Raw genomic sequence first — 12,793 nt, 5'->3', positions numbered from 1 at the left:
CTCCTCATCCCCTTTCCTGGATATTCCCCGAACTCTTTTGACTATTTTCATCTTGGCGACTGTACATCACTAAACGAGGGAAAGGAATCTCAATGCCATACTCATCTAGTCGATTTTTAATTTCCTTACGCAGCATTCTTGCTATATGAAAGTGACGCATTGGTTGAACTTCACTTACAACCCTCAGTACCACTTCAGATGCGCCAAGGCTTTGAACACCTAATAACTCGGGCGTTGTAATCATATCTTCATACTTATTTGGCAGCTCTTCTAATAATTCCTCTAGAACCCGCTCTGCTTTGACAATATCACCTTCATAAGCAATACTCACATCAACAATCGCCACACTATTATGGATAGAGAAATTTGTAACTTCAATGATGCTTCCATTAGGTAAGATATGTAACTCTCCAGTAAAGTTTTTAATCTTAGTTGTTCTTAATCCAATTTCCTCTACTACTCCTTCAAACTGACCAATTCTAACAAAATCTCCAACTGAGAACTGATCTTCGAAAATAATAAAGAAGCCTGTAATGACATCTCGAACAAGGTTTTGTGCCCCGAAACCAACAGCAAGTCCTAAAATCCCTGCCCCTGCTAGTAATGCACGAATTTCTATATCCATTGTTTCTAATATCATAATGATCACAATGAAGTAGACAACATAGGTCAAGATATTCTCTAATAATTTTACTAGAGTCGCTTCTCTTCTCTCAGTCATCTGTAAGGGACCTTTTGCCCTTACTTTAAAAATATTTCTAATCGCAATCTTTGCTATCCTCACAATAAGTGCAGCAACAACTAAAATGGCAATAATCTTGATTAACCCCATACCTAATGAAATCCATAAATCTTCATTATAAAAATAAGGTATTATCTTATCATCAAATTGTTCTATCATCCATTCCAACGAAATCTACCTCTCTACACGTTCTTCATTCTATTTTACCAATATTTCAATCCAATTTGTAGCGATTCATGATTGGATATAACAATATTGAAGTTAGTAAATACAAATTCGCTATTCCATATATTGGATACAACACCGATACGAGTGTAGCAAATCCAAATGTAGTAAATGGTATCATGATTACTAATGCAATAATTGCCCATAACCATAACGGAAGTTTAACAAGCTCTCGAAATCTTGTTGTAATCCCAAATACTCCTGAAGCTGCTGTCGTAAAAATGGCTGCAAATAATAAAAATGACATAAATACGAGCATTGGATATGGATAATACTTTAATATCGCAAACAACGGAATCTCATATAACATAATTTCTTCTGCGACTTGTATTAATGATTCATTATAAATAAATGAAATAACACCTAAAATCAGCCCACTTCCAATGCTTGCAACCCATGCTTCTCCAATCTGTTTCATTTCCCTTCCAACGGCAGATAAGACAGCAACAAGTGGAAGAATATTTAATGCGGTAAATGTAAATGCAGCTGGCCAATTACTCTGAGCTTTCCAATCAAAGGTAAAATGGTTATCACTCGAGTTAATAAATAGCAGCAAGGTAATGATTAGTCCTAAGATAAGAACTGGTAGAATAACCACATTCATTGTAACCATACCCTTAACTCCCCAAACAAACAAGAGAACTAGTAGTCCACAAATAAACACGACTCCGAACCAATAAGGAATTTGAAAGGTTTCTAGAGTAGCACCACCACCAGCCAACATAACGATGGTTGTCGTAAATAAATAGATGACAATTAAAATATCGTACACATGAGCTAACCTTTTCCCTATTATTTTTTGCAGGACAGGAATAAAGTGCTCAGATTGCTCTGTGTAACTTACTTTCATTATAACAAAGCAACAAATTGAGAAAATGATCGTAAATAATACAATAGCCACTCCACTTTGATCACCAAAGAACTGCCATAACTCTCTTCCCGAAGCATATCCAGCTCCAATGGTCGTCCCCATGATTAAAAGCATCCACTTAAACCCAGAATTCCACACAAACTTCCCTCCATTTTCTTTGATTAAACTTTTTCATCTCCTTAAAAGAGGAGGAAATATATTCTCTTACATATGTATAGAAACTACATTTCTTCCGTATACTGTTACTACTATTAAAAAGGGGTGAAACCTATGAATCTAAAACAAAATCTTTTTGAATCTATAAAAGGTGAAAATACCCGCTTTCCATATGATCTTGAAGATGCCCAAACACTTATTGCTAGACAAATTTCATCCATGCTCCCTTCTACTAATCAACCAATCATCATTATCTGCATAGGAACAGATCGATCAACTGGTGACTCCTTAGGCCCACTTGTTGGCACTAAATTATCAGAAAAAAGGTTGTCTCAATTCCATGTATATGGCACGTTGGACGATCCTATACATGCAGTTAATTTAGAAGATCAAATGAATTGGATACATCAAACATACAAGGACCCTTTTATCATTGGGATAGATGCCTGTTTAGGGCGATTAAAAAGTGTGGGAATCATTTCTGTAGCGAATGGTCCTGTGAAACCAGGAGCAGGTGTAAATAAGACATTAACACCAGTAGGAAATATGCATATTACAGGGATTGTGAATGTAAGTGGATTTATGGAGTTTTTGGTTCTACAAAATACACGTCTAAGTTTGGTTATGAAGATGTCAGATACGATTGTAAAAAGTATCCTGCATGCTGATCTTCTCCATGATCGAAAACAAGTTCTAACTAAAGAGCAACAAACTATACTAAAACCAAAGAAATCAATATAACAAAAAAGTTGCCCTCAAAAAGTGTGTCATCAGAGTTGATGAATCAATCACTATTTAAAGGACAACTTCATTTAATTAATAAATCCCTTGGACAAATTGAACCACATCTGTCCAAAAGTAGATAATTGTTACTAATATTGTAGTGATAAGGATACTTGGTAAAAAATTTGCTACCTTAATTTTTGTTAAACCTATTAAATTTAACCCAATAGCTAGAATCATAATGCCACCCGTTGCAGTCATTTCGACAATAAACGAGTCCATTAGAGCTTGTGGTACCCATTTTTCAATTTGAGTTGCAAAAAGTGCAATTGAACCTTGATATACAATTACAGGTATTGCAGAGAATAGAACTCCTATTCCAAGGGTTGTAGCTAAAATTAAACTAGTAAAACCGTCAAGAATTGACTTCGTATAGAGCACTCGGTGATCTTGTCTTAACCCACTATCTAATGCACCTATAATCGCCATTGCTCCTATAACGAATATTAATGTTCCAGTTACAAAGCCTTTAGCAATAGAATCTTTTCCTTTTCTACCAACCTTAGTTTCAATCCACTGGCCCAACTTATTTAATTTATCATCAAGTGCCCAGTATTCACCTAGAATCGCACCAAATACTAAACTAAAGATAACAATTAAAAATTGCTCACTTTTCAACCCCATTTGTATCCCTAAAATGATAACTGCCAAACCGATACCTTGCATCACGGTTTGTTTAATCTGTTCTGGGATCCTGTTAAGGAGTTTACCCAATAAGGTTCCCAGAATAATACATAAACCATTAACAATTGTTCCTAGTAATACCACCGATCATATCCCCTAACACTAGAGCGAAGCATCTTGAGAATCTAGCATCTCTAAAATTCTTTCTAGATCTTCTTTTGAAAAGAATTCTATTTCTATCTTTCCTTTTTTCTTATTTTGCTTAATCGTAACAGATGTACCAAATCTCTCTCTTAATAGATTTTCTCTTTCTCTAATAAACACATCTTTTTTCGGTACTTGTTTGACTGTTTCACGTGGAACATTTTGATTTAGCTGATGAATTAAATCTTCTAATTGACGAACATTTAATTGTTCCTTGATCACTTTATCAATTAAAGGCTTTAGTTTGTCTTTCTTTTTCAATCCTAATAGAGTTCTTCCATGTCCCATGGAGATTTTCCCATCGGAGATTAACTGTTGAACATTAGAAGGTAATGTTAGAAGACGAAGATGATTAGCAATATGAGGTCTACTCTTCCCTAATCGTTGTGCTAATTGTTCCTGTGTTAGCTTTAGGTGATCTATAAGAGATTGATATGCTATCGCCTCTTCAATTGGATTAAGGTCTTCTCTTTGTAGATTCTCTAAAAGAGCCAATTCCATCATTTGCTGTTCTGACAAATCTCTCACAACAGCAGGAATAGATGATAATTTTGCTTGTTTTGCTGCACGATATCTTCTTTCACCTACAACAATTTCAAACCCTTTTATACTCTTTCTAACGATAATAGGTTGTAATATTCCGTGAGCGAGAATCGACTCTTTTAATTCTTCTATTGCCTCTGGTTGAAATGTTTTTCTTGGTTGATAAGGGTTAGGACGTATTTCACTGATTTTTATCTCTTGGACAACCTCTTCTCTACCAACTTCTATATTGGTAAACAAAGCATTAATTCCTTTTCCTAAACCTTTAGCCATTTCCATCCACTTCCTTCGCAAGATCTAAATACACTTCTGCTCCTCTAGACTTTGGATCATAGATGATAATTGGTTCACCGTGACTCGGCGCTTCACTTAAGCGAATATTTCTTGGAATAATCGTTTTATATACTTTGTCTTGGAAATATTTCTTCACTTCATCAATAACTTGAATGCCTAAGTTTGTTCTTGCATCAAGCATTGTTAAAAGGACTCCTTCAATCATCAATTCAGTATTTAAGTGCTTTTGAACGAGGCGAACCGTATTTAAAAGCTGACTTAATCCTTCTAACGCATAATATTCACACTGAACTGGAATTAATACGGCATCAGATGCTGTCAAAGCATTGATTGTAAGTAACCCTAATGAAGGTGGACAATCAATAATGATATAATCATAATTTTCCTTGACGGCTTCAAGAGCTCTTTTTAAACGCACTTCACGAGAAATAGTTGGTACTAATTCAATCTCAGCACCCGCTAATTGAATCGTAGCAGGTATAATTGATAAATTTTCGACTGCTGTAGGTTTGACAACATTCTTTACCTCAACATCTTCTACTAAAACATCATAAATACACTGTTCGACTTCAGCTTTCTCTATACCAGTACCACTAGTTGCATTACCTTGAGGGTCAATGTCTACTAATAACACTCTTTTACCAATATACGCTAAACACGCACTTAAATTTACGGAAGTAGTTGTCTTTCCAACTCCACCCTTTTGGTTTGCAATCGCGATGATTTTACCCACGATGTCACCTACCTTCTATATAGCTATAGTAATTTTTCTATAAAATGGTATAACCTTATGAACTCAACCCTATTCATTCAACGTAGGACGATCATATGGTTTTAATAGAACTTCATAAACAGATTTACAGACAACGATTTATTGTTCACTTTCACTATTTTATCATGAATTTTGATTGTGATAATCTTTTTTTAAAAAAATAAACATAAAAAGCATCATTCTTCCTATTAATAGTTCTTTTTTTGCTAGTTTTAATTGATTACTTGGAGTTTTACATCTTTGGAAAGGAATAAATAGATACACTAGGTGTTTTACTATAGGGTGGATTATTTAAGAGGATTAATGACCATAGAGATCATCCGGGAATGTTTCACGTGAAACAAAATAAGGCTTATCCAAAAAGAATATGACATGTCCTGCAACATCTAAATAAAAAGATAGGAATGATAAAAGATGTTTTCTGAGATATGATACCCTTTTGGATAGCCTTAGATGATGATTTATTTCTTTGGGATTTTGATAGTAAACTGAAAGTACTCTTCGAATTCTTCTTCTTCAGAATCAATCGTTACCCCACTATCAGCAACCATTGTTAATGACTGTCTAATTGTATTCATTGCAATTCTTGTGTCTCTACTAAATGCTCTTCTTTGAGGCTTAGGCTTCTGTTTGTCTTGTTCTAATAGTCTAACAACACGGTCTTCTGTTTGCTTAACATTTAATTGTCTTTCAATAACTTCCTGTAGGAGCTTAATTTGCTTCTCAGGATGCTTTAAAGGGATAAGTGCTCTAGCATGTCTTTCAGTAATGATTTTTTGCATAAGTGCTTCTTGAACTTCAGTAGGCAACTTTAATAGTCTTAACTTATTTGCAATGGTAGACTGACCTTTACCTAGTCTTTGAGCCAATGCTTCCTGGGTTAAGTTATGTAGTTCAAGTAATTTCCCATACGCAACCGCTTCTTCAATGGCTGATAATTCCTCACGTTGAAGATTTTCAATAAGAGCAACAGAAGCTGTTTCTGTATCATTGAAATTCTTTATAATAGCAGGAATAGTTTCCCACCCAAGTGATTGTACTGCACGCCAACGTCTTTCCCCAGCAATGATTTCATATTGATTTTCCTCAAATTCTCTTAACACAATAGGCTGAATAATCCCATGTGTTCGAATCGTTAAAGCTAGTTCATTAATTTTGTCTTCTGCAAATAATGTTCTAGGCTGAAAACGATTGGGAACAATACTTGAAATCGGTATATTTTTCACTTCATCATTTTTAGTTTCTTCATTATCTATTAGATCTAAGTTAAGCTCTGTCTCTATTTCTAATTGGCTCTGATCTATATGTTCATCTTTTTCACTTAGATTAAATAATCGCGAAAATGGATGCTTCATAATTACACCACCCCTTAGGATACTCCCCGTTTTTACAACTTCTAATTGAACATATAATTTTGGAACGTAATGAGTTTCTGTAACTTTTTAACATAGAAATGTTTCACGTGAAACATTTCGCCACTAGGCAAACTCTAGTTCGAAAATAGAATCTAGTTCTTTTAAATCCTACTATAAGGATACAAGGATAGAGAAGGAAATACAATACTATATTCGCTATAGAAATGGTTAATTTGCGACGGTATGATTAAGAAATTGGCGAACGATTAGGCGTGCCAGGTTTTCTTGGGTATTTCTTAGGTGTTTTATTAACTTTATTGATAATGACGATATTACGATCACTTTCCTCAATTGGTAGTAAGAAATGATGTACTTCCTCCACTTCTCCTCCTAGAACGTGAATCGCTTTTTTCGCATCATTCATTTCTTCCTGAACGGAAGCAGCTTTCATAGCAATAAATGTACCCTTTTCTTTTACCAGTGGAAGGCAAAGCTCACTTAAGACAGATAATCGAGCAACGGCTCTGGCCATGACAAGGTCATAGGATTCACGTACCTCTTGCTTTTGACCAAATGTCTCAGCACGATCATGATAGAATGTCACGTTCTCTAATGAAAGTTCACTTGCAAGATGATTTAAAAATCCTATTCTTTTTTGCAATGAGTCAACAATCGAAATATTGAGATGCGGAAAACAAATTTTGATAGGTATGCTAGGAAATCCCGCTCCTGCACCTACATCACATACTGTTTGCACCTTAGAAAAATCATAGTAAAATGCAGCTGTTATAGAATCGAAAAAATGCTTTAAGTATACGTCAGGCTTGTCCGTTATTGCTGTGAGATTCATTTTCTCATTCCACTCAACTAACAAATGAAAATATTGCTCAAATTGCTCTATTTGACGTGGAGAAAGAGTAATTCCCCTCTCCCCAAGTTCTTTTGTAAAAAGTAATGTATCCATCGTACTTCCTTTCGTAGCACCTTATTGATTAGAGACCCTTGCGATTTTTCCTTGTTCAATATAAACAAGAAGAATTGATACATCTGCTGGGTTAACTCCAGATATTCTTGACGCTTGTGCAACTGATAAAGGGCGAACTTCTTTTAATTTCTGTCTTGCTTCGGTCGCAAGTCCTGTAATAGCATCATAATCAATGTTTTCAGGAATTTTTTTATTCTCCATTTTTTTCAGCTTTTCAACCTGCTGAAGTGATTTTTCAATATAACCTTGATATTTCACTTGAATTTCGACTTGCTCTGCTACATCTGCATCAATCTCTGATTCAGCTGGAATCATTTGATGGATATGATGATAGAGCATCTCTGGTCTCTTGAGAAGATCAATTCCTTTTATCCCATCTTTTAATTCACTTCCACCAACAGATTTAATAATTTCTTGAACCTTCTCTGTTGGTTTAATAATAATAGAAGCTAAGCGGATTTTCTCATCCTCTACTGCTTGCTTTTTATTTAGGAATTGACGATATCTTTCTTCACTAATTAATCCAATTTCATACCCTTTTTCAGTTAATCTTAAATCAGCATTGTCATGACGAAGTAATAAACGGTATTCTGCACGTGATGTTAGTAATCGATATGGTTCATTTGTCCCTTTCGTTACAAGATCATCAATTAGCACCCCGATATAAGCTTCTGATCGACTAAGAATGACTTCTTCTTTGCCTAGAGCACGTCTACCAGCATTTATACCAGCCATCATGCCCTGTCCGGCAGCTTCTTCATAACCAGAAGTACCATTAATTTGGCCAGCAGTGTATAGATTAGCAATTTTCTTTGTTTCTAATGTTGGCCAAAGCTGTGTTGGGACAATAGCATCATACTCAATAGCATAGCCTGCGCGCATTAATTGAACTTTCTCAAGTCCTGGAATCGATGCTAGAATTTTGTGCTGCACCTCTTCTGGTAGACTTGTGGAAAGCCCTTGTACATAGACCTCTTGTGTATTTCTGCCTTCAGGCTCTAAGAAAATTTGATGGCGAGGTTTATCACTAAAACGAACTACTTTGTCTTCAATAGATGGACAATATCTTGGTCCAGTTCCTTTAATCATACCAGAGTACATCGGTGAACGATGCAAGTTCTGATCAATAATTTGATGGGTTTCTTCACTGGTGTAAGTTAACCAACAAGGAAGCTGGTCAGTGATAAATTTAGTTGTTTCATAAGAAAATGCTCTTGGAACATCATCACCAGGTTGAATTTCTGTTTTACTATAGTCAATCGTATCACTATGAACACGTGGAGGTGTTCCTGTCTTAAAACGAACTAAATCAAAACCAAGCTCTTCTAAGTGCTCTGATAATCTCACAGAAGGCTGTTGATTATTAGGTCCACTTGAGTATTTCAGCTCTCCTAAAATAATCTCGCCTCTTAAGAAGGTACCTGTCGTAATGACAACGGTTTTGGCTTCATAGGTCGCACCAGTTTGTGTTACTACGCCCTTACAAACACCATCTTCAACAATTAAGCGCTCAACCATCCCTTGTAAAAGTGTTAAGTTTTCCTGATTTTCAAGGGTCTTCTTCATTTCATGTTGGTAAGAAAATTTATCAGCCTGTGCACGTAGAGCGCGGACAGCTGGACCTTTCCCAGTATTCAACATTCTCATTTGAATATGGGTTTTATCGATATTCTTACCCATTTCTCCGCCTAAGGCATCGATTTCTCGAACAACAATCCCCTTTGCTGGTCCACCGACCGAAGGGTTACATGGCATAAATGCCACCATATCTAAATTAATCGTAATCATAAGAGTGCTAGCACCCATTCTTGCAGCTGAAAGACCCGCTTCACAACCCGCGTGCCCTGCTCCAATCACGATTACATCATATGAGCCAGCTTTATAACTCATATTTGAACCTCCTTATTCAGGCTGCTAAAGTAAACCTTGCATCACTCGTATTAACAAAAACCATTTAGAATGACAAGGATAATTCGTTCAGCCTATATACTTAAAAATGAATTTCTAATGCTTATTTTCCTAAACAGAACTGAGAAAACAACTGGTTTATCAGACTTTCATGAACCGCATCACCAATAATCTCACCAAGTAATTCCCATGTTCTTGTTAAATCAATTTGGACCATATCAATTGGAAGGTTCTGATCAATCCCTTGTAAGGCCTCATCAATTGCATGATTAGCTTGATTTAAGAGTGCGATATGTCTAGAGTTTGATACATATGTTAAATCACCAGCTTCAATTGAACCTGAAAAAAATAGGGATGAAATCGCTTCTTCTAGCTCTTCAATGCCTTCTTCTTGTAACAAGGATGTTGTAACAACCGGCTGATTACCCGCTAATTCTTTCACCTGATCAAGACTAATTTTCGTAGCTAAATCCGTCTTATTGATAATAATAATCGCATCCATGCCAGCTATTGCTTCAAATATACGAACATCTTCTATTGATAGTTCTTCATTATTATTTAAAACTAATAAAATAAGGTCGGCACTTTTTAAAACTTCTCTAGATTTTTCTACACCAATTCGCTCAACAATATCTTCTGTTTCTCTAATACCAGCAGTATCTACAAGTCTTAAAGGAACACCACGAACATTAACATATTCTTCAATAACATCTCTTGTTGTACCAGGAATATCAGTAACAATTGCTTTATTTTCATGAACAAGACTATTAAGTAATGAGGATTTTCCAACATTCGGACGTCCTACTATTACAGTTGATAGCCCTTCACGTAAGATTTTCCCCTGACTTGATGTTTGTAATAACGTATTAATTTCCTTCTTTACATTAAGAACCTTAGGAACTAACAATTGATGTGTCATTTCTTCCACATCATCGTATTCAGGATAATCAATATTCACTTCGATATGTGCTAAGATTTCAAGTAGCTCTTGACGTAAACCTCGAATTAAATTGGATAAGCGACCTTCCATTTGTCCAATAGCTACATTCATCGCTCGATCTGTTTTTGCACGGATTAAATCCATGACAGCTTCTGCCTGTGATAAATCTATTCTTCCATTTAAAAATGCTCTTTTTGTAAACTCACCAGGCTCTGCTAATCTCGCACCATTTATTAACACTAATTGGAGTACACGATTGACTGAAACCAATCCACCATGACAATTGATTTCTACTACATCTTCTCTCGTAAACGTCTTTGGTCCTCTCATTAAGGAAATCATGACTTCCTCTACTACTTCCTCTGTCTTAGGATCAACGATATTCCCATAATGAATCGTATGAGTCTTCATCTCCCTTAGCCTCTTACCAGACTTCGCTATAAATATTCGATCAGCAATTTCAATTGCTTCCTCACCACTTAAACGTACGATTGCGATTGCTCCCTCTCCCATCGGAGTTGAGATCGCACTTATTGTATCGAATTCCATCTATTCACCTTCACCTCTTTTGTTACCAGTCTTACATTTACTTCTATCTATTTAGCCTTTAGCTAACAACTTGTTTTAAACATGGCTTTGCTTACTTTTCCACAAGCAATCCATTTTAACATACCAACGCTGTGAATAACATCTTTAATGCTATTATTACCTAATTATCCACACAGATAACGTTCACGCTCATTTTTGTTTTATGTTATCAATTTTAACTTATCCACATGTGAATAACAATATTTTTAATTACAGCGAAGCCTTTCATGCTGGAGTCGTTACGGATTTATAATAGAAAAGAATAAGGTTTAGGACATATGACCTACAATTCCACCTGAGGAGGACAGTGGGAGATTTAAAAAAAGCACAAAAAAAAGCTAACTCTCTAGTTGAGTTAGCTTTAACGATTTGGTGATATAACGATGTGACGATTCGGATCAGTTCCAGAAGAGAATGTCTTCACTTTTTTATTATTGATAAGAGCTGTATGAATCACTTTACGTTCATAAGATGGCATTGGCTCTAGTGGAACATCTTGTCTCGTCCGAACAGCTTTAGCAGCTAATCGCTCGGCAAGCTGAGTAAGAGTTTCCTCCCTGCGACCTCGATAATTCTCTGCATCAATCATGACATTAAGATATTGATTTGAGTAACGATTCATCACTAATTGCGTTAAGTATTGTAAGGAATTTAATGTTTGTCCACGTTTTCCGATGAGAATGGCTAATTTTTCACCAGAAAGATTAAATGTAACATTCTTTCCATTTCTACTAATTTCAATAGTTGCTGTAACACCCATGGAATCAACTGTTTTCTGAAGAAAAGCTGCGGTTTCTTCAACTGGATCTGGCTTTAACGTTACCTTCACAACAGCTGGCTTTGAACCAAATATTCCGAAGATCCCCTTTTTTCCTTCATCAATGATTACGATTTCTGTGCGGTCTTTTGTTGTATTTAACTGAGCTAAAGCTGATTCCACTGCTTCATCGACGGATTGCCCTGTAGCAGTTATTTGTTTCACTTCTTTTTGGCTCCTCCCGCTTTTCCAGCAGCTGCTGCTTCTTTGAGCTCTGGACCTTTAATAAAGTAAGTTTGAACGATCATAAATAAGTTACCTACTACCCAGTATAATGAAAGAGCAGCTGGGAAGGTAATTGCAAAGATCACGATCATGATTGGCATTAACCATAACATCATTGCCATTTGTGGATTTTGATTTGCATTTCCAGCCATCATCATTTTCTGTTGGATAAACGTTGTAACCCCTGCAATGATAGGAAGTAAAAAGTAAGGATCCTTTTCACCTAAATCAAACCATAGGAAATTATGTTCTGCGATTTCTCTTGTTCTCATGATTGCATGATAGAAACCAATTAAGATTGGCATTTGAACAATTAGAGGTAAACATCCAGCTAGAGGATTAACCCCATGTTTTTGGAAGAGCTGCATCGTTTCTTGTTGTAATTTCTGCTGTGTTTTCTGATCTTTTGAACTATATTTTTCTTTTAATGCCTGCATTTCTGGTTGTAGCGCTTGCATTGCCTTTGAACTTCTCGTTTGTTTAATCATTAAAGGTAGAATAGCTAGACGGATAATTAATGTAACAATAATGATTGATAATCCATAATTATCACCTAAGCTCACAGCTACATATGTAATTAGCCAAGATAGTGGATATACAAAGTATTGATTCCAAATTCCTTCACTATCTTTTGTTATTTCTTCATTTATTTCGGTACATCCCGTCATAATCATTAATAGAACGATTAATGTACCAAATAGTAGTATTCGCCTTTTCAACCGTATTTCCTCCTAATGTAAGTATTGTAGGTATTGCTTTTC

At 35.7% G+C, this 12,793-nt stretch carries 12 protein-coding genes; 1 reads left to right on the top strand and 11 read right to left on the bottom strand.

Features of this window, described 5'->3' with window-relative positions:
* Nucleotides 1-4: 4 nt before the first annotated feature.
* Entirely contained in the window at nt 5-901 is an 897-nt protein-coding gene (locus F7888_RS20195; protein WP_191782844.1) for a mechanosensitive ion channel family protein, read from the bottom strand.
* Between the two features lie 55 nt (nt 902-956).
* Nucleotides 957-1,976 (bottom strand): YkvI family membrane protein, encoded by a 1,020-nt coding sequence (locus F7888_RS20190; RefSeq protein ID WP_191782808.1) that lies wholly within the window; start codon nt 1,974-1,976, stop codon nt 957-959.
* A 132-nt stretch (nt 1,977-2,108) separates the two neighbouring features.
* Here F7888_RS20190 and yyaC point away from each other — a divergent pair, with 132 nt between their 5' ends.
* On the top strand, nt 2,109-2,735 hold the full coding sequence (gene yyaC / locus F7888_RS20185) for a spore protease YyaC (protein WP_191782806.1): 627 nt from the start codon (nt 2,109-2,111) through the stop codon (nt 2,733-2,735).
* Nucleotides 2,736-2,810: 75 nt separating this feature from the next.
* On the opposite strand, the gene F7888_RS20180 is transcribed toward yyaC, so the two are convergent.
* The 9 genes from F7888_RS20180 to spoIIIJ form a co-directional block, all read right to left on the bottom strand.
* Nucleotides 2,811-3,545, bottom strand: a complete 735-nt coding sequence (locus tag F7888_RS20180) for a DUF554 domain-containing protein (protein ID WP_191782804.1) — start codon at nt 3,543-3,545, stop codon at nt 2,811-2,813.
* An 18-nt stretch (nt 3,546-3,563) separates the two neighbouring features.
* Nucleotides 3,564-4,421 carry a ParB/RepB/Spo0J family partition protein gene (locus F7888_RS20175; protein WP_191782802.1) on the bottom strand — a complete coding sequence of 286 codons (858 nt, stop codon included), beginning with the start codon at nt 4,419-4,421 and terminating at the stop codon, nt 3,564-3,566.
* On the bottom strand, nt 4,414-5,175 hold the full coding sequence (locus F7888_RS20170) for a ParA family protein (protein ID WP_191782800.1): 762 nt from the start codon (nt 5,173-5,175) through the stop codon (nt 4,414-4,416). Before F7888_RS20170 ends, F7888_RS20175 begins: the two co-directional genes overlap by 8 nt.
* Before the next feature lie 500 nt (nt 5,176-5,675).
* A complete protein-coding gene (gene noc / locus F7888_RS20165; RefSeq protein ID WP_191782798.1) occupies nt 5,676-6,569 on the bottom strand; it encodes a nucleoid occlusion protein in 894 nt (297 codons plus the stop codon).
* Between the two features lie 247 nt (nt 6,570-6,816).
* Nucleotides 6,817-7,533 (bottom strand): 16S rRNA (guanine(527)-N(7))-methyltransferase RsmG, encoded by a 717-nt coding sequence (gene rsmG, locus F7888_RS20160; RefSeq protein ID WP_191782796.1) that lies wholly within the window; start codon nt 7,531-7,533, stop codon nt 6,817-6,819.
* Between the two features lie 21 nt (nt 7,534-7,554).
* The gene (gene mnmG / locus F7888_RS20155) at nt 7,555-9,444 is read right to left on the bottom strand and encodes a tRNA uridine-5-carboxymethylaminomethyl(34) synthesis enzyme MnmG (protein WP_191782794.1); all 1,890 of its coding nucleotides are present in this window, start codon (nt 9,442-9,444) and stop codon (nt 7,555-7,557) included.
* A gap of 121 nt (nt 9,445-9,565) precedes the next feature.
* Entirely contained in the window at nt 9,566-10,951 is a 1,386-nt protein-coding gene (gene mnmE, locus F7888_RS20150; RefSeq protein ID WP_191782793.1) for a tRNA uridine-5-carboxymethylaminomethyl(34) synthesis GTPase MnmE, read from the bottom strand.
* 400 nt (nt 10,952-11,351) lie between these two features.
* Nucleotides 11,352-11,972 (bottom strand): RNA-binding cell elongation regulator Jag/EloR, encoded by a 621-nt coding sequence (gene jag, locus F7888_RS20145; RefSeq protein ID WP_191782791.1) that lies wholly within the window; start codon nt 11,970-11,972, stop codon nt 11,352-11,354.
* Entirely contained in the window at nt 11,969-12,751 is a 783-nt protein-coding gene (gene spoIIIJ / locus F7888_RS20140) for a YidC family membrane integrase SpoIIIJ (protein WP_191782789.1), read from the bottom strand. Before spoIIIJ ends, jag begins: the two co-directional genes overlap by 4 nt.
* Between the last annotated feature and the right edge of the window lie 42 nt (nt 12,752-12,793).

The sequence above is a fragment of the Litchfieldia stipae genome (assembly GCF_014837155.1).
GTDB lineage: Bacteria > Bacillota > Bacilli > Bacillales > Bacillaceae_L > Litchfieldia.
The sequence above is the reverse complement of the archived record's forward strand: the minus strand, read 5'-3'. Positions and strand labels throughout refer to the sequence as shown.

Bases quoted from the DNA above. Each gene is read 5' to 3' on its own strand.
- F7888_RS20195 (WP_191782844.1), bottom strand. From the start codon at position 901: ATGATAGAACAATTTGATGATAAGATAATACCTTATTTTTATAATGAA.
- yyaC (WP_191782806.1), top strand. From the start codon at position 2,109: ATGAATCTAAAACAAAATCTTTTTGAATCTATAAAAGGTGAAAATACC.
- F7888_RS20175 (WP_191782802.1), bottom strand. From the start codon at position 4,421: ATGGCTAAAGGTTTAGGAAAAGGAATTAATGCTTTGTTTACCAATATA.
- noc (WP_191782798.1), bottom strand. From the start codon at position 6,569: ATGAAGCATCCATTTTCGCGATTATTTAATCTAAGTGAAAAAGATGAA.
- rsmG (WP_191782796.1), bottom strand. From the start codon at position 7,533: ATGGATACATTACTTTTTACAAAAGAACTTGGGGAGAGGGGAATTACT.
- mnmG (WP_191782794.1), bottom strand. From the start codon at position 9,444: ATGAGTTATAAAGCTGGCTCATATGATGTAATCGTGATTGGAGCAGGG.
- mnmE (WP_191782793.1), bottom strand. From the start codon at position 10,951: ATGGAATTCGATACAATAAGTGCGATCTCAACTCCGATGGGAGAGGGA.